18 protein-coding genes and 1 pseudogene are annotated in these 21,104 nt (G+C 46.0%); 4 read left to right on the top strand and 15 right to left on the bottom strand.

The genetic code is table 11. The annotated features are described in order from the left end of the window. The first annotated feature begins 43 nt into the window (after nucleotides 1-43). Nucleotides 44-754, top strand: a complete 711-nt coding sequence (locus QUB68_RS14340; RefSeq protein WP_332993448.1) for a tetratricopeptide repeat protein — start codon at nucleotides 44-46, stop codon at nucleotides 752-754. 570 nt (nucleotides 755-1,324) lie between these two features. On the opposite strand, the gene obgE is transcribed toward QUB68_RS14340, so the two are convergent. The 4 genes from obgE to QUB68_RS14320 all read right to left on the bottom strand — a co-directional run bounded on the left by obgE (nucleotide 1,325) and on the right by QUB68_RS14320 (nucleotide 5,826). Next, nucleotides 1,325-2,365, bottom strand: coding sequence for a GTPase ObgE (obgE, locus tag QUB68_RS14335; protein ID WP_332993445.1), 1,041 nt, complete (start codon nucleotides 2,363-2,365; stop codon nucleotides 1,325-1,327). Between the two features lie 244 nt (nucleotides 2,366-2,609). After that, nucleotides 2,610-3,485 carry a Mo-dependent nitrogenase C-terminal domain-containing protein gene (locus QUB68_RS14330; protein WP_332993442.1) on the bottom strand — a complete coding sequence of 292 codons (876 nt, stop codon included), beginning with the start codon at nucleotides 3,483-3,485 and terminating at the stop codon, nucleotides 2,610-2,612. Nucleotides 3,486-4,090: 605 nt separating this feature from the next. Next, complete coding sequence (locus QUB68_RS14325) at nucleotides 4,091-5,164, bottom strand: class I SAM-dependent methyltransferase (RefSeq protein WP_442923091.1); 1,074 nt, start codon at nucleotides 5,162-5,164, stop codon at nucleotides 4,091-4,093. A 350-nt stretch (nucleotides 5,165-5,514) separates the two neighbouring features. After that, nucleotides 5,515-5,826, bottom strand: a complete 312-nt coding sequence (locus QUB68_RS14320; protein WP_293181450.1) for a 30S ribosomal protein PSRP-3 — start codon at nucleotides 5,824-5,826, stop codon at nucleotides 5,515-5,517. Nucleotides 5,827-6,002: 176 nt separating this feature from the next. On the opposite strand from QUB68_RS14320, the gene QUB68_RS14315 reads away from it, so the two are divergent. After that, entirely contained in the window at nucleotides 6,003-6,899 is an 897-nt protein-coding gene (locus QUB68_RS14315; RefSeq protein WP_332993437.1) for a TIGR01548 family HAD-type hydrolase, read from the top strand. A 175-nt stretch (nucleotides 6,900-7,074) separates the two neighbouring features. On the opposite strand, the gene QUB68_RS14310 is transcribed toward QUB68_RS14315, so the two are convergent. Further along, the gene (locus QUB68_RS14310; RefSeq protein ID WP_332993433.1) at nucleotides 7,075-7,893 is read right to left on the bottom strand and encodes a tetratricopeptide repeat protein; all 819 of its coding nucleotides are present in this window, start codon (nucleotides 7,891-7,893) and stop codon (nucleotides 7,075-7,077) included. A gap of 86 nt (nucleotides 7,894-7,979) precedes the next feature. Between QUB68_RS14310 and QUB68_RS14305 the strand changes: the two genes are divergently transcribed. After that, a complete protein-coding gene (locus QUB68_RS14305; RefSeq protein ID WP_332993430.1) occupies nucleotides 7,980-8,756 on the top strand; it encodes a cobalt-precorrin-6A reductase in 777 nt (258 codons plus the stop codon). A 66-nt stretch (nucleotides 8,757-8,822) separates the two neighbouring features. On the opposite strand, the gene QUB68_RS14300 is transcribed toward QUB68_RS14305, so the two are convergent. Then, entirely contained in the window at nucleotides 8,823-10,091 is a 1,269-nt protein-coding gene (locus QUB68_RS14300; protein WP_332993428.1) for a CapA family protein, read from the bottom strand. 140 nt (nucleotides 10,092-10,231) lie between these two features. Between QUB68_RS14300 and QUB68_RS14295 the strand changes: the two genes are divergently transcribed. Next, the gene (locus QUB68_RS14295) at nucleotides 10,232-10,792 is read left to right on the top strand and encodes a Uma2 family endonuclease (RefSeq protein WP_332993426.1); all 561 of its coding nucleotides are present in this window, start codon (nucleotides 10,232-10,234) and stop codon (nucleotides 10,790-10,792) included. Nucleotides 10,793-10,867: 75 nt separating this feature from the next. On the opposite strand, the gene QUB68_RS29965 is transcribed toward QUB68_RS14295, so the two are convergent. The 9 genes and pseudogenes from QUB68_RS29965 to QUB68_RS14250 form a co-directional block, all read right to left on the bottom strand. After that, nucleotides 10,868-11,212, bottom strand: a complete 345-nt coding sequence (locus tag QUB68_RS29965) for a sensor histidine kinase (RefSeq protein WP_442923090.1) — start codon at nucleotides 11,210-11,212, stop codon at nucleotides 10,868-10,870. A 558-nt stretch (nucleotides 11,213-11,770) separates the two neighbouring features. Next, nucleotides 11,771-12,442, bottom strand: a pseudogene (locus QUB68_RS14285) (response regulator); the annotation flags it as partial. A gap of 312 nt (nucleotides 12,443-12,754) precedes the next feature. After that, complete coding sequence (locus tag QUB68_RS14280; RefSeq protein WP_332993423.1) at nucleotides 12,755-13,477, bottom strand: response regulator; 723 nt, start codon at nucleotides 13,475-13,477, stop codon at nucleotides 12,755-12,757. Beyond that, a complete protein-coding gene (locus tag QUB68_RS14275; RefSeq protein WP_332993420.1) occupies nucleotides 13,423-13,677 on the bottom strand; it encodes an ATP-binding protein in 255 nt (84 codons plus the stop codon). Before QUB68_RS14275 ends, QUB68_RS14280 begins: the two co-directional genes overlap by 55 nt. A 271-nt stretch (nucleotides 13,678-13,948) precedes the next feature. Next, complete coding sequence (locus tag QUB68_RS14270) at nucleotides 13,949-16,075, bottom strand: histidine kinase dimerization/phospho-acceptor domain-containing protein (RefSeq protein ID WP_332993418.1); 2,127 nt, start codon at nucleotides 16,073-16,075, stop codon at nucleotides 13,949-13,951. A gap of 353 nt (nucleotides 16,076-16,428) precedes the next feature. Then, nucleotides 16,429-16,824, bottom strand: a complete 396-nt coding sequence (locus QUB68_RS14265) for an SH3 domain-containing protein (RefSeq protein WP_332993416.1) — start codon at nucleotides 16,822-16,824, stop codon at nucleotides 16,429-16,431. A 60-nt stretch (nucleotides 16,825-16,884) separates the two neighbouring features. Continuing rightward, nucleotides 16,885-18,675, bottom strand: a complete 1,791-nt coding sequence (locus tag QUB68_RS14260; protein ID WP_332993414.1) for an N-acetylmuramoyl-L-alanine amidase — start codon at nucleotides 18,673-18,675, stop codon at nucleotides 16,885-16,887. A gap of 291 nt (nucleotides 18,676-18,966) precedes the next feature. Continuing rightward, nucleotides 18,967-20,652, bottom strand: coding sequence for a potassium channel family protein (locus QUB68_RS14255; RefSeq protein WP_332993413.1), 1,686 nt, complete (start codon nucleotides 20,650-20,652; stop codon nucleotides 18,967-18,969). Between the two features lie 271 nt (nucleotides 20,653-20,923). Further along, nucleotides 20,924-21,104, bottom strand: a 181-nt coding sequence (locus QUB68_RS14250; RefSeq protein ID WP_332993411.1) for a hypothetical protein, incomplete at its 5' end; no start/stop codon positions are given.

Raw genomic sequence — 21,104 nt, 5'->3', positions numbered from 1 at the left:
CCCAAACCTTGAGAAAATCTTGCTATCACCACCAAAGACACCTATGCCAAACCCTACTAAACTAACAATGCTTGCGATCGTACTTTTGGCTTGCCACGGTTGCCTAGTAATTCCGGTTCCGGTTCCAATCCCTATCTCAAGCGAAGCCAATCCTAGCCTCGATTCCCCTCATCCCGAACAAGGGAGCGAGACACTCCAGGAAAAATTCAAAAAAACCTGTCATGCAGATGCGTTAACCGAAAGCGAGGGGCGAAAAATTACCGAAGATTCTGATTCCTTAGAATCGACAGCAGACAAACTAGCAGCAACAGGAAAACACAACGAGGCTATCCGAAAATACAACGAGGCCGGCGCAGCTATGTTGAATGAAGCTCTCGCTGACGGACGAATGGAAGACATGGAATTTTCTGCCATTTGGCATAACTGGCGTGGCGAGGGCGCTGAGGGTTTTCGGGAAGAAAATCGCCCGCTGCTGCAAAAATCAGCAGAATCTAGCTTTAAAATCGGCACTAACTACGCAAAACTTGGAAAACTAGAGCTAGCTGTTGACTGTTTCAATCAAACCCTCAAAATCGGAATACTTCCGCCCAACGACGCTATTGCGCATTTAAACCGTGGGGATGCCTACGAAAGACTGGGAAACAAAGAGAAGGCTAAAGCTGATTTCCAGCAAGCGGTCAACTTGTTCAAAAAGTATAAGCTGACCTCTTATCAAAAAGATTCCGAGAACCGCTTACGGTCAGGCTCTAATTAATCCGACCGATCAATACCAACAAAAAGGCGACTCCACAAGGTAGTCGCCTTTTTCACAAGGGCTAATAAACGATGGTACTAGCTCCCTTTAACCATCGCCACCAAAGTTTCAATCTCTGATAGGGGTTTAGGGTTTTTCCCGCTTACTATGTTGTAGTTAAAAATGCGGAATAATTTTATAAGTTTCAATCCCTGATAGGGGTTTAGGGTTTTTCCCGCTCTATTCATAGATTGTATATCTCACAATGTGAGAAGTTTCAATCCCTGATAGGGGTTTAGGGTTTTTCCCGCTATGCACGGCTAGGAATGGGTATCGAACAAGCCGGTTTCAATCCCTGATAGGGGTTTAGGGTTTTTCCCGCTCTGAGATTTGATTCCCGGTAGCGAAGGCAAAGGCGCTTGACACTGCAAGAGCCAAAAAAATCACAGCAAGGATTACAGCATTTGCGGTAATCGTTTTTTTCGGCTAAGTACCTCAAACCCATGCTCTGCAAGCAATACAGCCGAAAAACTTCACCCCTCAAAAAAAACACCTACCGATTACCGCAAATTGTCATGAATCAGAACCGGACTACAAAACTCCGACTGCTGACAGCGCCTCCGCTTCAACCTCATTCATCTCGTCGAGTTTCTGCCAAACTTGCTGCATCAACTCATCCAACCCAACTCGACTCACCGCCGAAATCGCCAAAACCTGAGCACCGCTGATTTCCTTCAATCGCGCGATCGCATTTCCGATTTCTTCATCTTCAAGATCGATCGCATCTACCTTATTAAAAGCCAAAATCTGCGGCCGATCGCCCAAACCTCGCCCGTAAGCTTTCAATTCTTCCTGAATTGTGATGTAATCTGCGATCGGGTCTTCATCAGTAATATCGACCAAATGCAGCAACAACCGAGTTCGTTCAATGTGCCGCAAAAACTCGTAACCCAAACCCGCGCCCTCGTGAGCCCCCTCAATTAGTCCGGGAATATCAGCAAAAACAGTACCGTCACCGCTGGGTTTTCTGACTACGCCCAAATTCGGGATTAAAGTTGTAAACGGATAATCTGCTATCTTGGGGCGAGCCGCAGACAAAGCAGAAATTAGCGTCGATTTACCAGCATTCGGCAAACCAATAATTCCCACTTCAGCTAATAGCTTCAATTCCAGCCGCAAAAACTTGTGTTCTCCTTCTTTACCCGGCATCGCATAATCTGGAGCGCGGTTAGAATTGGTTAGAAAACACTTATTTCCTAAACCGCCTTTGCCACCTTTTGCCACGCAAAAAGTCTGTCCGGGCGTGACTAAATCTGCTAAGATTGCTTGAGTTTCCGCGTCGTAAACTACTGTACCGCAGGGAACTTCGATCGTGCGATCGTCCCCAGAAGCCCCAGTCATATTCTTCGGCGCGCCCTTCTTCCCGTCTTGACCTTTAAAAATCCGGTTGTATTGGAAATCTAGCAGCGTTTGTAGGCTTTCTACCGCCACCATAAACACAGAACCGCCCCGCCCGCCGGTGCCGCCGCTTGGCCCGCCCGCTGGTATATACTTTTCTCTGCGAAAAGCTACCATACCGTCGCCTCCTTTGCCGGCTGCGACTTGAACATCCGCTCGATCGATAAATTGCATAATTTAGTCAGTTGTCAGTTGTCAGTTGTCAGTTGTCAGTTGTCAATAGTCAATAGTCATTAGTCATTAGTTATGATACCAGATCCAAGTACAATGTTTATCTTTTGGTGCGCAGTGTACCATCCTACTCAACTAATTAGTAGTCATTGGTTAATAGCTAACAGTCATTAATCGAACATTTCAAAAGAATGACAACTAACAACTAACAACTGACAACTAGCAACTGACAACTGACAACTAACAACTAGCAATATGTCGATACATCTTCCTTACAATCATCTGCCAAATAGCAGAGAGCTCGAAAGCGCATCCCCACCAATTGTTCGTAAAGTGGGTTAATCTGGCACATCGCCGGAATGTGGACGATTTTGCGCCCGAACAATACGATATCTCGCTCAAACGGACATTGCGACGGAATCATTTTGCAGACGAAATGTGCGACTCTGGGATCGTGAACTTCCCAGCCGTCCAGCCAGTCTTTGACGGGTTGCAAGACATTTTTCTGGTTAGGTTGACGTGGCCGCGCAGAAAGCGGTGTTGCTGCATAATCAACGGCTGCTTGGCTGCTTGGCCCCTGCGGCTGGCAGTTGCTGTCTTCGATGGTGTTTCGCAGAGATTCGATCGCCTCGACGTTGTGACCCAAAGCTGTGCAAAACTTGTAAAGTACCTCGTCTTCGCTGAGCGAGTACGTACCGTCTGCTAAGGCTACCATGACTGCTGTTCTCAAAAAATTCTCGCCGTTGGCGGTGCCTTTCCCTAACACAGCAGCTAGTTCCTCCGCGGCAATGGGTTCAAAATCTGTCTCAAAAGATACTGGATGTAGTTCATCCTGAGTTAGATTCGCAATCATTTTTTGCTCGTTTTCGTCAAAGTTGCCGTCTGCCCAAGCAATTGTCAGCAATCCGCGCAGCCAAGCGGTAATCTCTTCATTGGTGCAGTTCGATTTCGCGTTACTCATCAGCATTTGCAGTTGGATATACCAGTCAAGTTCTTGATTTGGAGCGGGATAAATATTCCCCTCTAAATAACTTTTACTGCTTTTTTGCTCGATCGATCTCTTTGTTGAAGGTTTGTGCCTGAAGATTGCTCCAAACGCTTGTAGTGGACGTGTTAAAAGCATATTTGTGTCTCAGGAGTATCGCTAACTAGCGAGCTAATCTATTGGTTAATTCTATTCCCCTAAAATGTCATCTATCGTAAGGAATAGGTTTGTCTGATTCATCTTAACTGTAGTTACACCGATTGGAGATGGCGATCGAATTTTACCTTGGTCTGAGCGACCCAATTTTTCGCAACAAAGCACAGGTTTGCCAACATAGGATCTAATTAGCAACCGGGTTTCTCACGCAGGGGCGATCGAACTTCGCGATGTTTACATTTTAATATATATTTTTGTAAATTTTTGTGTACCGACCGCGCAACATTTGACAGGCAGGCGGCTTTATGCTGTTGAAATAAAAAGACCTGATGCAACTATTCTTCCCGATCAAAGGTTTCCATTGCTGTGTTCGTCTAGAAACAATCCGATTTATCAAAAAAATTACTGCAAAAGAAGTGTTGGGTTTGTTTCCTGAACCCTGTTTGTCAGGTGCGTCGCTGTGAGATTATCTCTCGAATTTAGAGATTCTCGACAGCGACCCACCCACGGCTGTATGTCTATTATTCCCTTCTTCCTTCTGTCAACTATCAACTGTCAACTATCAACTGTCAACTGTCAACTGTTACTTAGCTGCGGCGGCACAAAATCCAGCGCAATTCCATGGGCGGGCGTCCGTTTGCCATCGGGAAGACATCTCTACCGGTGGCCCAACTGGGAAACCAGGGCGTCGGCGGCCAGGCTCCTTCTGGCAAGTGGTGGTGTTCGTACTCCCACACCAATTCGTCGGATATTTGCACTAAGGGCAAGCCTTCCATGGCGCTGGCGAGTTCTTGGGGCGTGAATAAAGTAGACCAGGAAAGCTGTGCGACTTGTCGCACGAGGGCGTCTGGCTGGTAGTCGCCGATGGTTAAAAATGTGCTGAACAGTAACAGGCCTCCGGGACAGAGGAAATCGCACATTTTAGCGAGAAAGAGCCTGACTTGATCGCTGTCTCGAAAATGCGAGATGACTTCGGCGGCAACTGCAAGCTGGTAGCGTGCCGGTTTCATCCGCATTAAGGGATCGAGCACGTCGCCTTCAGTCACTGTCACTGGGAGGTTTTCGGCTGTTGCGGCTGCTTGCAGTTGTTCTGCAAAAGCTGGGGTTAGCTCGATCGCATCCACAGCATAGCCCAATCTCGCCAGTGGCAAGGTATTGCGACCAGTACCAGCCCCCACGTCCAATATTCGGATGCGATCGGGATTTCCCAATTTAGCAACCGTTGCCATCAATTTTGCGTCTGGATGAGAGCCAAATAAAGGCGGTTCTCTGGTGTCTACCCAGCTTTTGTACTGTTCTCCAACTGTTGAGGTACTCACAAGCACTTTGCAGGCTAAACCTGTTTGCGGCGGCTGCACTGATTCGTATTGCAGGATCAGGATCGATGCTGTTGAGGTGCGGTAGCCTTGTTCTAACTTGGTGGCTAAAAGCTTGCTGAGTTCGTCTTTGCGGTCTGCTGGCAGGGGTCTGTCGAGGGTGCTAAATAGCTTTTCTATCGCCTGGAGATAGTGGCTGAGCATTCCGGGCACGCAGGGGAAAACTAATTCTCCGCGTGCGGTGACGCGGGTATTAACTTTGTAGAGGATGGCTTGCTGGAGAATGTCGGGATTTATTACCAGCGGTAGCTGTTCGGTTTGGTCGATCGTGCTTTGGGCGCCCATAAGTTCCGGGAAGAGGTTCGGCAACGGATTTTGTAACGGATTTAACGGATGGATATTGAGGTTCGAGGGAAGTTTGTTGATAGCTGACTGTACAATTTCAGATTATAAAAAAGTCGATTACCGTGAATAAATGTGGTTTGTAGTGAGGACTTTAGTCCGCAGAAATTGATGCGGACTAAAGTCCTCACTACAAACCTGTTTTTCGGACATGATATTTAATATTTCGATCGGCTGTAGCGCTGTTAAATTGTATCTTTAGCGGCGAGGTGGAAAAAGCGTCAAATCTTCCCGCCTTCTCCCCCCGTCAGCCATTACAAGCAATTTATCTGGGTAGCAACTTAAAGCTGGGCTTAGTTGCTGCCGGTAAAAGTCACTTCTGGGAACTTTGACTGAGCTTCAGTCATCGGGCGCCGTCTGCCTTCTTCTTGCCAGTAGTTGATGACTTCTGTGGCTTGGTTGAGGACTTCGACGCGATCGTTGTCAGCAATCCAGTGTTTGGCTTCGAGTTCGTTTTTGAGTTCTTCCCACGCATCTTTGCGGGGCCAGAAAAAGTAAGCTGTCAGCGGGCTAGTTCCTTTACCGACAACTTGGTCAACGGCGAGGGCAACATTCTCTTCTAGCCAGAGAACTTTTAAGATGAACTTGGACAAGCAAACCTCCAGGGTTCCGATCGAACTTGTTAAAAATTTCTACAATCGCTAAGCGTAGCACATTTTGTTCGAGAATGAGTCATAAGTGATTAAAAGTTTTGTCGCGCGGCTGGGTTTCGCATCAAGAAGGGGCTGGGAACAGATAAAATTTGGGTTCTCACCCGCCAAGTTACCAGGATGGTTAAGTTGTGAACAGAGTTATTTTAGTTTTTGACATTGACGGTGTAGTGCGGGATGTCTCCGGTTCCTACAGGCGGGCGATCGCCGATGCGGTGGAACATTTCACGGCGGGTGCTTTTCGCCCGAATTCCCTCGATATCGACTCTCTGAAGTCTGAGGGAGTGTGGAATAATGACTGGCAAGCGTCTTTCGAGTTAGTTTGCCGTTATTTTGAGGGGATTGGGCGATCGCGAAACCAACTCGCTTTCAACTATGACGAATTAGTAGCTTTTTTCCAAAGTCGCTATCGCGGGCCCGACGATCGAAATTGGACTGGTTACATTTGTGACGAACCGCTGCTGTTAAGTCCAGCTTACCTAGAAAATTTAACAGTTGGGGGCATTGTTTGGGGCTTTTTTAGTGGCGCGATGCGAGATGAAGCGGCTTATGTTTTGGAAGGGAAACTCGGCTTAAATTCCCCTGTGTTAGTCGCGATGGAAGATGCACCGGGCAAACCCGATCCGACTGGACTTTTCGCAGCAATTGAACAGTTGGAAAATATGCACGGTTTACCAAACAATTTGCCCGTAATTTACGCGGGAGATACTGTTGCCGATATTTACACTATTGTGAAGGCGCGGGAAGTGCAACCAAATCGGGTTTGGCTGGGGATGGGAATTTTGCCGCCTCACGTTTTGGATGATTCTGTGCGCTGCGAGGCTTACGCTGCGTCGCTAAAAAATGCTGGCGCAGCAGCGGTTTTTAGGAATGTCGAGGAGTTGACAGCCTCAAGGATTCGAGAAATAATTAAGACGGCGGTTTCAACTGCGCCTACACAAACGATGTGCGCGGACTCAAGAAAGACGGCGGTTGAAACCGCGTCTACACAAACGATGTCCGGATGGTGCGCGGACTCAAGAAAATAACATAATTTAAACCGTCCGATCTTCAACCCGCGCACCATCCGGGTTTTGTTTTTGTAGACGCGGTTTGAACCGCCGTCTTCTTCGGATGATATTGGCATTTTTGGGGAGCATCCCTGATTGGAAAGATACCCTACAATCATCGGGATGCTCGCAATTTATCATTACCGTTTTGAGATTATTTCAAGTTCAAGAATTTGTCTAAAGCGCTGACGACAACTGGTGGCCAGCGACGGGTTTTTGCCACCCAATCGAGGTGTTTGTAGCGGGAATCGAGACCGATCGCAGCTACCCAATTACTCTCAGCTTCCCCGCGCTGTCCTGCTTCCCAAAGACAGGCACTGAGGGCTGCTCTCATGTCAGCAAATTGAGGGTATCTGCGGACAATGTTTTTCATGTTGCGAATTGCTTCTTTGGTTTGCCCGTTTTGATAAAGTGCGAGGGCGTGGTTGGCGCGAGCAAAGGCGTATTCGGGGGCTAATTCAAAGGCTTTGCTGTAGTCGGCAATTGCTATTTCCCATTTACCTAAACCTGCTTCGGCATTACCTCGGTTGTTGTATGCTGCTGGATCTTTTGCGTCTAATTCTAGCACATGATTGTAGTCTGCGATCGCTTCTTCCCAGCGTCCTAAACCTTCTAAGGCGGTGCCGCGATTCAGGTAGGGATCGGGGGCGTTGGGAGCTAGTTCGATCGCCTTTTCGTAGTCAGCAATAGCTGGTTGTAGTTTGTTTTGGCTGACTCTCGAATTGCCTCGGTTGCTCCAAGCGGCGGCTTGTGAGGGAAATTTGTCAATGATTTGAGTCCACAAAGTTTCGGCGGCGGGAAATTTGCCTTCGTTTGTAGCTTCAAAAGCTTTTTGAACGAGTTCTCCTAATTCCTGCTGCGGATCGGTTATATCTGTTGGTTGTACTTGTGCGGTGGCGGGTGCGATGTTTCCCAACCAAACTAACCCGGTTACGATTAATATTGTAAAAAATGTAAAAAGTGAGCGAATCATTTTTCTTGGCAGTTGAAACTTTACTAAAGATATTATTAACCGAAATTGCGGGCGTTGGTTCGATTTTATAACCTAGGACTAATTTTATGAAAAAACGCTTGCTGATTTTGGGCGGAACGGGGGATGCTGCTGAACTAGCGGCAAGAGTGTCTCAAATTGCTGATGTCGAGGTCATATCTTCGCTAGCAGGGCGCACTCAACAGCCTTTGACCCCAAAAACGGGTACGGTGCGAATTGGGGGGTTTGGTGGGGCGGCTGGGCTGGCGGAGTTTTTGCGTCGCAGCCCGATCGACTTTTTAATTGATGCGACTCATCCGTTTGCGGCGCAGATTTCGGCTAATGCTGCGGTTGCGGCTGCTGAATGCCATGTCCCTCATTTGATGCTGGTGCGCCAGGGTTGGGAGGCCGTGGAGGGCGATCGCTGGATTGAAGTCGCCAGCCACTCGGAGGCTGCAATGGCTTTATCAGGGCAGTCTGGGCGGGTGTTTCTCACGATTGGGAGGCAGGAATTGGCGGAGTTTGCTGGTTTGGATGCTATTTGGTTTTTGATGCGGGCGATCGATCCTCCGGCACTAAATACTCCTATTCCTAAGGGTAAATTGTTATTAGCAAGGGGGCCTTTTTCATTGGCAGATGAGCGGCAATTGCTCTTAGAATATCGCATCGATACAATTGTTAGCAAAAACAGCGGTGGCGCTGCTACCTATGCGAAAATTGTGGCGGCTAGGGAAATGGGAATTCCGGTTGTGATGGTGCAGCGGCCGCCGATTCCCAATGTTGAGCGGGTTGCTGATGTGGCAGGGGCGATTTCTTGGCTGATTGAGCAGTTCGGCAACGGATTGTGTAACGGATGTAACGGATAATCTCCGTAGGGAAACGGCATTGCCGTGTCCTTTCTACTCGTTACCAGGCTGGAGTCTGGGAACCAGTTATTTTCTTGATTCCGCGGAGGCAGAATTCGTTTGTGTAGGTGCGGTTTCAACCGCCGTCTTATCTTTTTTGTTCAAGGAGTTAAGATGATTGTTCATCTCTTGTAAATATGCTTTTAAAACTGGATACTGCGAAGGTGTTAGCAGCGGATCTTTTTGCTTGGTGACAGTTGTTTCTAACGGCAAAATGCGATAGTTGGTTTTATTGTTCAGAGTATAGCGGTGTACCCAAGTCGGAATTGTTTTGATGCTGGTAATTTCTGTGGTTTTTTCGGGAAATTTCTTGCGGATATTTACTTGCAAAATTACGCCTAAGTCTGTACGATCTTTGGTCTGACCGGAAATGAAGTTGCCCATTGAATAAATTGCTACAGCTTTGCGAGTTTTCCCGTTTTTGCCGTGGAATTTAAATATTTTGTAGGGTTGGACGACGTGGGGATGGCTGCCGAGAATGATGTCTGCACCAGCTTTCAACAAGTTTTCAACTAATTGTTTTTGTTGGGTGTTTGGCTGTCGCTGATATTCGTCGCCAAAATGCAGGGAAATTGCGATCGCATCTGCTCCTTTTTTTCGGGCTCTGGCGATGTCTTTGATTATTTTTTTTTCATCAATTAGCGCCACTAAGTAATCTTTGTTTTTGGGTATGGGGATGCCGTTGGTGCCGTAGCTGTAGGCTAGCATGGCTAGTGATATGTTGTTTTTGGTGATGATTAAAGTGGCATCGCCCGCAGCTTTCGATTTGGCTGTTCCTGTGGACGCTATTTTGCGATCGCCCAAATTTGCGATCGTCCTAATTACCCCGATTTCCCCCCGATCCAAAGCATGATTGTTCGCCGTTGTCAAGATATTAAATCCAGCTTTTTTCGCAGCATCTAGTAATTGAGCCGGTGCGTTAAATAGCGGATATCCCGTATATCCGCCCGCATCTTCTCCCGCTAAAGGTGTTTCCAGGTTTCCCGTTACCCAATCGCCTTTTGAGAGGATACTTTTCACTGGTGCGAAGAAACTGTCAAAGTTGTATGTTTGCTTTTTTGCGTCGTAGCCCGAGATCGTTTGAGTGCTGTGCATCATGATGTCGCCGACAGCAATTAGTTGTGCTTCTTTAACCTCAGACTTGGGTTTTGTGGATACAGATGTGGCAATTGGCGATGGCGTCCCGCCCCGCAAGCTACGGCTTTCTGGAGGCTTTGTGTTGGTTTTTGGGCTTTGGATGTCGCAGCTTGCGATCGACAGCATGGCAATTACCGAGAGCAACCGACGAACATTCATGATTTGCGAGAGTGATTTTTAGGCTTCTATGGTATCATAAGTAAATTAGTTACATCTAAATAAATAGACTTCTTGCAAAATTAGCAAAATATATTGAGATTATCTGCGTTTATCTGTCTTTGAATTGAGGAATTTATTGTATGACGATCGCTCCTCTGCGCCTTACTCTTGAAGAATTTCTGAAACTGCCAGAAACCAAACCAGCCAGCGAATATATTGAGGGCGAGATTATCCAAAAATCTATGCCGAACACAAAGCATAGCCTATTGCGCTCGAAAGCCTGCAATAAAATTAATCAGGTGACAGAAAATTCCAAGATAGCTTACGCTTTTCCCGAGTTGCGGTGTACGTTTGGCGGGCGATCGATTGTTCCCGATATTGCGGTACTATTGTGGGAACAGATTCAATTTAATGAGAACGGTGAACCGTTGGATGATGTGCTAGTCGCGCCGTATTGGGCGATCGAAATCCTGTCGCCAGAACAAAGCTCAAATCGCGTCACTAAAAAAAATATTCACTGTCTCGAACATAATTGTCAGTTGGGATGGCTAGTCGATCCAGGCGATCGATCTATTTTAGCATTTTTACCCAACCAACAACCGCAATTCTGCGAAGGTAGCGATGTCCTTCCCGTACCCGAAATGATTCCCCTGAATATTACCGCCGAACAGGTGTTTAGCTGGTTGAGAATGCAAGAATGAATCATAAGGTTCGATCGTTCGGACTTTAGTCCTCATCAAAACCGAGGACTAAAGTCCGAACGATCAAACCTTTACCTAAGCACGCAATACCTGCTTTACCGGAATCTCTACAATAAACTCTGTCCCTTGCCCCAAAACAGAAATACAATTGATATGACCTTTGTGTTTTCCCACGACTATTTCGTAACTGATTGCTAACCCCAATCCCGTGCCGCTTCCTACTGGTTTGGTAGTAAAAAATGGGTCAAATATCTTTTTTTTCACTGCTTCACTCATCCCGGGGCCGTTGTCAGCAATCCGAATCGCCGCAAATTCACCTTTGGAAATTGCAGTTTCTTTCGCAATCAGTGACGTACTGATGGTAATTACCCGAGAAGGTTCTGGTTCCAAGGCATCGATCGCATTAATCAAGATATTCATAAACACATCATTCAACTGACTTGCATAACAGGTAACTAAAGGCAGTTGACCGTAGTTTTTAATCACCTCAATCTCTGGGCGAGATCCTTTTGAATTCAACCGATGCTGCAAAATCAGCAGCGCGCTGTCAATTCCTTCGCGGATATCTACAGCTTTGAGCTCTTTTTCATCCAATCTTGAGAAGTTCCTGAGCGAGACGACAATCTGCCGGATGCGATCGGCTCCTACTTGCATGGAATTCATCAGTTTTGAGAAATCTTTTATCAGAAACCCCAAGTCTAGATCCTCAGTCAAAGCCTCAATTTCTGGTGTGGGATCGGGGTAAGTCTCCTGGTAAAGTTCAATCAGTTTTAGCATTTCTTGGAAGTAGCGGCGGGCGGGAATAAGATTGCCGTAGATAAAGCTGATAGGATTATTGATTTCGTGGGCAATACCAGCTACCATTCGCCCCAAACTAGACATTTTTTCAGTGACAATCAGTTGAGTTTGAGTACGTTTCAGTTGGCTTAATGCCAATTTTAGTTGTTGTGACTTTTCCCGTTCTCGTGCTTCTGCAAGTTTGCGATCGCTCATGTCCGTAACGCGAACGAGATTCATTTTCTCGCCAGCTACATAAATTTGCTTGGCGGCTAAGCTGCCCCAAAACAACTTTCCTTTTTTAGTCACATATTCCACCTCCCGAGTCCAAAATCTCTTGATAGCAATCTCCTCAAAAATCGAACTCAATTCTTCGGGTGAAAAACTTTGCTTTTGAAGCGTATTCCCTTCAATATTTAGCAATTCATCTTTGCTTGTTGCTTCAAATAGTTCTACGGCACGTTGATTGCAGTCTGCAATCAAACCAGTTTTAATATTGACTATAAAAATCGCATCAGCCGATTGGTTGAACACTGATTCAAGTAAGTCATTTTGTTTTTGCAGTTGCTGAGTTAAATAACGCAGGTGCAGATGAGTTTTGATGCGGGCTAAGACTTCTTCCAGTTGAATCGGCTTGCTGATGTAATCTACTGCCCCCAGCTCCAATCCTTTGACTTTATAGCTTGCATTACAAGCATCATCAACTGCCGTCATAAAAATTACAGAAATATCTTTTGTCTGTGGCGATTCTTTCAGGCAGCGGCAGGTTTGAAAGCCGTCCATTTCTGGCATCATGACATCCAACAAAATCAGATCGGGCTGGCTTTTTTCCATAAATTTTAGGGCTTGGGAACCACTTTTAGCAATCCGAACCTCAAAATCAGACTCTCAAAAAATCGGAAACTAATTTAAGATTAGCAATGGTATCATCTACTACAAGAATTTGCTGTTTTTTGGGACTATTTTTGATAGCGTCAGAGCTAGATAAGTTTTGGATAAAATTTGACTCGATTTGAGATTGTCGATCTAATGACATTTGCATATCCCGTATCTCATAAAATTTATGTGCTGATGGTGACGCTTATAATAAATAAGAATTACGCCGGAAATTGTTTGAGCTGCTATATATATTGGTAAGGTGCACCGAAGAGTAGCCTAGATTTAAATGTTCTCCGTAAGTCGTCATCAAGAGCGATCGAGCAAATTGACAATTGCTTCATACTCAAAATCTTCGGACAATTCCTGCACCCTGGCAGCAAAATAACTATATTTACGGTTTAATAGCTTCAGTCGGATGACTTCTTGCTCTACTCCTTCAACATTACCACTCTGAGCTGCTTCATACAATACCAGCAATTCCTCTCTGGGTGGCACCGACATTTCCTCTGGCCTAGAAGCTAAAGGAAATGCCACCGTAAAATTTTCCCCAGTTACTTGTTGTTCGCAAATCCACGACAAGTTTAAGTAACTCTTAATTTTGTTGAGCAAATCTTTTGCTTGAATGGGCTTGGCGAGAAAATCGTTGCAGCCACATTCCAAACAACTTTGTCGATCGGCATCAAAGACACTGGCAGAGACGGCTATGATAATTGTATATTGAAACTGGGGTAATTGGCGCAATTGCCGTATCAGCGCGAAGCCGTCCATCCGAGGCATCACTAAGTCAGCGAAAATCAAATCCGGTTGAAATTCAACGGCTTTTTCTAAACCTTCTTGTCCATCTGCTGCCTCTGCGAATTCAAAGCCGATCCCTTCTAGTAAGTTAATAATAACCGAGCGATTCTCCCAGCGGTCATCGACTACCAGGATTTTCTGTTTTTTACCTTGATAGCCAACAATCGTATCGCTTGATTTTACCGGGTTGAGTCCACCGTATCTGAGGCAAATGGCACGTTTAGATCGAACCAAAATCTGCTGCCAACTCCCGGAGTGCTTTCAACAAAAATTTCACTTTCCATCAAAGAAATGAGTCTCTGAGTAATTGCCAGTCCCAACCCAGTTCCTTCGGTGCGATCGGAAATATTTCCCACTTGCTCGAAGGGTAAAAATATTTTTTCCAAGTGTTCTGGCGGTATGCCAACGCCTGTATCTTCTATTTGGAAGCGCATTTCCGCAGCTGAGCAATTCGCGATTGCCAAGCTGCGGAAATGCAGCTTTATTTTCAATGACCTCAACTTTGAAAGTAACGCTGCCGCGAGCGGTAAATTTGACAGCATTGGAAAGCAGGTTCATTAAAATTTGGCGCAGTCGCTTTTGATCAGCATAGATCTGATTTGGAATTCGAGTGAGATTTAGATATGTGAAATAAATTGATTTTGGTTCGGCTTTGAGGCGGAATATTTCTGACAATCCTTGCAGAAAAGCAGGAAAATTAAAGGTTTATGGGTAAAGTTCGAGTTTGTTGGCTTCGATTTTAGACAAGCTTAAAATGTCGTCAATCAGCATCAAAAGGTGTTCGCTGCACTGGTAGATGACACCAGCACTTTTGTGTTGCTTGGCGGTGCGGTTTGGGTCTCGCAACAGGATTTGCGCGTAGCCCATAATGCCATTCAGGGGAGTGCGCAACTCGTGGCTCATATTCGCTAGAAAACTGCTTTTGGCAAGGGATGCAGCTTCGGCGGCTAATGCAGCGGCTGCCAAGGCTATTTCTGCAAGTTTGCGATCGCAAATCTCCTGTTCTAATTGAGCGTTAGCACGGGCTAACTCGTCAGTACGTTCTGCAACTTGGGCTTCTAAGGTGCGATTGTAGTCGGCTAAGATTTTCTCTGTTTTTTTGCGATCGGTAATGTCAGCAAAGGTAGCTATCGCCGCTACAATATTCCCATTTTCATCAAATAGGGGCGTACTGTAAACTTCTAAGGGAACTGTCTTACCCGGCCGGCGAATTTCTACGTCATCAACCCTTACCTGTTCTCCCTGAAACGATCGCACGACAGGCAGATTTTCTGCCGGATATAACTGCTCGGTTCCTGCCAGATAAACATGATAACTTAATGCCAATTGCTCGGTTTCGGCTTCGGGGAAAGTTTCGATGCCGAGCAACTGTCGCGATGTTTGATTGGCGTATATAAGTTGTCCAGTAATATCGTGAACTGATACCCCCACCGGCATAGCTTCGAGAATTTGATTCAGCCGACTTTCACTCTGCACTAAAGCTTCATTCAAGGATTGAAGTTTGGCAAAAGAGTGTTGCAGTTGCGCTGCCATTTTATTAAAGGAGTTTGCCAGTTCTCCCACTTCATCAGCGCGGTTAATTTCTACAGGTTTATCCCATTTTCCCTGAGCAATATCTTTGGCGGCGGTGTTGAGACCCAGGATTGGCTTTGTAATCCAACGAGCCGTAAGAATGCCAATCCCTGTAGACCCGATTAATGCGGCGATACACAGCAGGATATTCGTCCGAGTATTCGCATTAATTTGCGTCATGAAGTCGGCTTCGGGAACGACTGTGACAATCAACCAGTCCAACTCAGATTTATCCGAGATGGGGTTCACCTGTAGGAAATGGCGATTGTGGTGAAAGTTAAACTCGAATTTTTTCTTTTGCTGAATTTGATTAAAATTCTTAACCTGAGTTAATATAAAATTCACCGATGCCTGAGTGAGGGAATTCTTACTATTTCGAGCTACCACTCTCCACTCTTGAGTATTCAAATTTTTTAGATAATCTGAATTTAAATTTTGTTTAAATGGTGTCTCGCCTGTGGAACTCGCAATCAGTAACCCTTGGCGGTCGATAACGAATACCTGCCCTGTCCGTCCAACTTTCAAACTATCTAGAAAACTAGCAAACTGAGGCAGGTAAAGGGCGGCTGCCAAAACTCCCTGAAACTTGCCATCGGCGTCATTAAATGGCAAAAAGTTAACAATCATCAAGATCGGGCGATCGACTCCCTGTGATAGATTCACAACAGGAAGCCAAATTGCTTGACCCGCCTCCTGCGCGGCTCGATACCAGGGACGACCTTTAGGCGGATCGTTGTGCGGATCGTAATCTTTTCTTACTTTTGTGAGCTTAATTCGCTTGCCTTGAGGATTGGCAGCATAGGAATGAAAGGCGTAGTTTGTAGATTTATTCCGAATGCGGATAACTAAAGAATCACTTGCCAATGATTTTTCGACAGCGAGGAATTCTTTTTGCTCAGTGGCGATTGCCACCGTACTAACCTTGGCATAGATTTGTTGTTGCTGCGCGAAGTAGTCTTCTAATCCCAAAAAGTCTTTCCAGTCTACAACCTTGGTGCGAATGGCTGCTGCAAGGCTTTGATTAATGTGCTTGGGGACATCAAGATAATTTTGCAAATTTTGCTCTACGCCCTCATCAACCTCATTGATTAACTGATAAGCTAAGTCTTCAACTGCCTTTTGTCCGTTTCTATAGGAAAGATACCCCACTAACCCCACAGTCCCCACAATTTGCAGCACAAAGGGGACAATCAGCACAGTTCGCAGGGGGAATTTCCCAGCAATTCTGGCGAATAAGTTAGAAGCAGCAGGAATTCGCATAAAAATAAGGGAGTTATACTGTTGGCAATTGGCAATTGGCAATTGGCAACAGGCGTTCTACGAAATATTACTAAAACCTGCACCCACCCAAGGATAAATCAAAATCCAGATTTTTGCCATAATTGTTGGGGCGGGTTCACCAACCATAGGTGTCAATAATTCAATACGGTTCACTTAAGACTGATCCCCCCTAACCTCCCTTAGAAAAAAGGGGGGGGACAAGAAAGCTCTCTTTCGTCCCCCTACAACTAGGGGGATGCGAGGGGATCTCCGGGGCATAAATAGTGTTAACTGAACTGTATTAGCCAATAATTAACAATCTTAAAAACCCGCCCCTACAACTACCAAATTCTCTATTTCCGCCATCTATCAAATTGGTCTTCGGAACAGCCATTAATAAATTGATTGTTCACCCAACCGTCAAGGATTGTAAAAGTTTCATTAGGAGCAGTTCCAGAAGTTCTGGCCGCAATTTTCACCCAATTACCTTGTCTGCTGACAGCCCGAACTCCGTCTCCTCTTTTGAGTTTAGCTACAACTGGGTACTTATTGCCGGGGCCTTTGCGAATGTTAACCGCGCCGCCTTCACCTGTAATAAACGAGCATTGAGTTTGCTTTTTTAAAGCTTCTACTTTTTCGGGAGAAAGACTTTGCTCTTTACCGAAAACAGGAAAGCTGTAAAGGGAAAAACTTAAACTTGCAACTGCTGCTGCAATGAAAAAGGCTTTTGATTGAGTAAAACTTAGCACTAATTTAATCTCCTTGGATTGGCAGGACTGAAGTCCTGACTACGAACTGTTATTTGACTGTTATTTGACGGAGGCAAACCATTCGGTAATACCTTGGGCGATGACCTCGGCTAACTTTTTCTGTTCTGTCGGATTCACAATCCATTCAAACTCTTCGGGATTAATCATAAATCCCAATTCCATTAAAACAGATGGAGTAACGGCAGGACGAGTCATGGCTAGGTTGTTCCAGAATACACCATAGCTGGGACGGTTCAACTTGGCAACTAAGTAATTGTGCAAAAACATTGCCAAACTGTGCGCTTGCGGGTGAAACCAAAAGGCGCCGACGCCTTTGGTATTGATGGCGTCGCCGTTATCGGGCAAAGCATTGTAATGAATTGAAATTGCGATCGCAGGTGCTTCTTTTTGAATCATTTCTACCCTCGGCGGCAAATCCAAATCGACATCTTCCACCCGCGTCATTACCACATTTGCGCCCCGGTTTACCAATTCCTCTCGCACCAATTTCGACACAATTAAAGCCACTGTTTTCTCGCGGTAGCCTGTGGGGCCGACACCACCCGAATCCTGCGGGCCGCCGTGTCCCGGATCTAAAAGTATTTTAATTCCCGACAGCGGTTTTTGCTCAGAAGTCGGCACCGCGCTGGTATTTGTCGGCGGATGTTTTAAAGACAGCACTAAAGTTGTGCCATCGTATCTCAATTTATAACCCCACTGCTGGGCAGATTTGAGATTGAAAGTGTATTGTACTTGCAGCGGCGATATTTGTTGCCACGCCAAACGCGCAATTACCGGGTCATCGTCGAGGCGAATAATGTCAGTTTGAGCGGTGGTGTTGTACAGCGTTAAAGTGAAGGTGCGTTCACCTTCTTGTACCGTGACTGGGACGGGTATTTCTAAGGGAAATAAGACCTCGGTATAGCCGGGAATTTGACGCGATCGCGCGCTGCGAATAATCGATCGCGCAGGCACGGCATCCTTGACAATTCGCACCTCCGATGCTTTGATCCAAGCACCGTAATCGAGGCGAATCCATTCTCCCTCGCGCCCGATAACTGTGGCGCGCGTTCCCTTGGGCAGCGGCGTCATCCGAGAGAAATCCGTGCTCGCCCCGGTTCTGGCAACACCTGGATCTGCTGTAACTTCTGCTACTTCTAAATCAGCCGGAGATAGAATAGAAATCTTGCCCGTACCTGGTTGGCTGATAGTTTTATCGTTCATTGTTAGCTCAAATACAGGCACTCCTAAATCCACTTTTTTCTGCGATGAGACGGAGTTTTCAGGAGTTTTAGCACAGCCTTGATACTGTTCCATGCCGCTTTTTCTGACCGGGGAATTTTCACCTAACAATACAGATTTGTTGTCTGGTAGTTCGACTTGCGATCGCGCTTTTAGAGGAATAGTAACGTCGGCTAATTTTACCGCGACTTGAGTATTCGCCGGGGCGATCGCCCCAAAGCAGATATATTCGCCCGGTAAACTGGCGACATCGACTTTCGGCGTCAGGGAATCTTTAGCAAAAGCCAAGCCTGCGGGGACTTCCGGCTGATTCGACTCGCGCGTCACCTTAATTTGGACTTGCTGATTTTCGTGGCGCAAGCTAAAGACATTTTCACCGAGTTGCAGGGGAAAAGTCGGGGCGAAATGGCCGGCGCTGGTGCGGGAAATTTGCTGGCCATTTACCGATACTTGTCCGGTTGGGGGGGCTGTACCGATGAGAAAGATGCGATCGGCTATTGTTTTGTGGTTGGCGGGAGGATAGGCGAGGAACAAAGGTTGAGCGGCCACAGCTACAGAGGCGATCGCCATTATCATCCCAAACACAACTAATGCTAAAAATTTGATCATTCTAAATTGCAACTAATTGAGAGTCTGTTGGTTATTTATACTCGAACTTAAGCTCAGAAACCGGGTTGCTGAGGATTAGGCGTAAGTTTTATTTACTAGACAGGCTCCAGTTTATCAGGTTTGTAGTTGCAATTGGGCGAGCTGCGACATATAACAACCGCGCCAGACGGCTAGGACGTTCTTAATACCCCAAACCCATGCAATCGATTGCTTCTATCCGTTAAATCCGTTAAATCCGTTAAAAAATCCGTTGCCGAACTTCCTTCTGCTATAAATTACCGCGTTAAACCATTAAGTTTTAATTAATTCCGAAGGAGTTCTCCACAGTTGATCCAACCGATTCGCCGGCATCGTCAAATACAAAACATCCCCCGCACTCAAACAACAATTGAGCAAATCCCAGCCGTGAATAGTTTGACAATTAGTTTCCACATAAAGAGGCACAAAATCAGCAGACTTAGCAGCATCTTGAATGCGGTGGCCGCAGAAAGGATGTTTTGGTGTAATCAAAGTTGCCAAGGAAACCCACAGACTCTCAGCAGTCATCCCGTTGCCCAAAATTCTGCCTCCAATCGCCGCCGCCGCGAAAGCAGGAGCCGCTAATTCCGTCGGGTTCAAAACTCCTTCAAACTCAAAAACTTGCTGCACCATCAAAGCAAAATGCGAGTCTTGATTGCGGACAATTACCGATAGTTTGGGTGCCAATCCTTTAGCGGTTAAGGCAATTTCTAGATTCGACATATCGCTGCTAGTAACTGCCAAAAGTGCAGCAGCTTGCTTAACGTTAGCAGCTTCCAGAGTTGCGGGCAAACTGGCACTTCCCTGAATTACTGGAATTTGCATGGAGCGAGCCGTGCTCAGAAAGCGACTGTTCGGATCTTGCTCGATCGCCACAATATCATAACCGTTATTGTGCAGTTCTTTAGCAATTTGGATACCGAGTCCTCCGAGTCCGCAGATAATGTAATGATGGCGCTGCGGAACTCGCGCCACATCCCAATATTCGGTAAAGCGAGTTCCCAATACATAATCGTTGAGCAGTGCGTAGCAAATGCCGATGATACCGGCTCCAACTAACATCATGACAACTGTAAATAATTTAATGCTGTCGGGAGCTTGTTCGGCAACTTTTTCATAGCCTCCGGCTCCGGTAATCATCCCGACTGAAAAATAGAGAGAATCGATAACTGAGATATTATCGTCAACACAAATATAGGTGACAGTAGCAACTGCAATCATTGACAGCAGCGTCAGTACAACAATGACTGCTGCTTGGCTGTGCTGCTGAAATCGGCGCAGGTTAGTTAAGATTTTAAGCAGTTTTTGAATTAAAGTTTTTTGAGGGCTGCGGACAGTCGGCTGAGTGGCAACAATTAGCCGATCGCCCTTTTGACATCGCCGGCAGGCCAGCACCGCCGATACTAAATCAGTTTTGTTAGCAGCCGGGAGATAATAAATCAACATTCGCGATCGATCGTTCCACAAATCGCTGAGTTGTCGATCGAGCCAAGGATGATTTTCATCGATATATTCTTCGTGAATCGGCCAAGTGCGATCGAACAAACGCAACTGTCCGATCGCCCGATTTCCGAGAGCAGCAAAAGCAAAAACCGGAGCCGCCAGAGCTGAAACGCTCATCGAAGCGTGCTCGGGCAAAGTGTGGTCAATTCTGTCGCCCAAGCTAGTATTGAACAATCTGTTAATGATGCGAATTTGAGGATTGAGAATCCTCGCCTGCATCAAAACTGCCAAATTCACAGCATCATCATTACCTGCAATGACTAAAGTGTGGGCTTTTTGAATGCCCGCCGCCAACAAAGTAGAAGCTGCTTGCAAATTGCCGACAACCACATCAGAAGTTTCGCTGCGAATTGGGCGATCGCTAATACCAACCACAATCGCCCCTTGCTGTCTCAACAAACAAAAAATCTTGTGTCCCGTGTGGCCCAATCCGCAAACAATGATTCGAGGTTTCATAAAAAATATTTGCCAGCCGATTTCCGAGCTGTCCTTTGTAGTTTTACCTACCATTGTTGACGGTGACGGCTTTGCAGAATGTAGCGAAAAACACTATCTAGGATGTTTGTGATGCAGTCTCGAAGTTTTGCAACAAGAACGCGGCAGTTTTGAAACAAGGACACGGCAATACCGTGTCCCTACAGATATGAGGTGCAATTAACCTAATTTAATCAAAAACAGCCAGCAGAATCCTAACAGTTAGGGAAACGGCAGTGCCGTGTCCTGATAATTACGACTCCCTACATAAAATCAACTCAAAAAACCACACAGTCATCTTTTCAAGATCTGCCGCCGCCGACTGAAGAAAAAAGGGGATATTAAAGCCAGATTTGGTACGATCAAATAATCCCATAAATTCACAGGCAAGATGCCTGTGCCACTGATAGACAGAAAATACGATCAAATAATTC

Origin of the sequence: Microcoleus sp. A006_D1 (genome assembly GCF_036702805.1) — a bacterium.
Taxonomy (GTDB): Bacteria; Cyanobacteriota; Cyanobacteriia; order Cyanobacteriales; family Microcoleaceae; genus Microcoleus.
This window is presented reverse-complemented; position numbering and strand designations above follow the sequence as displayed.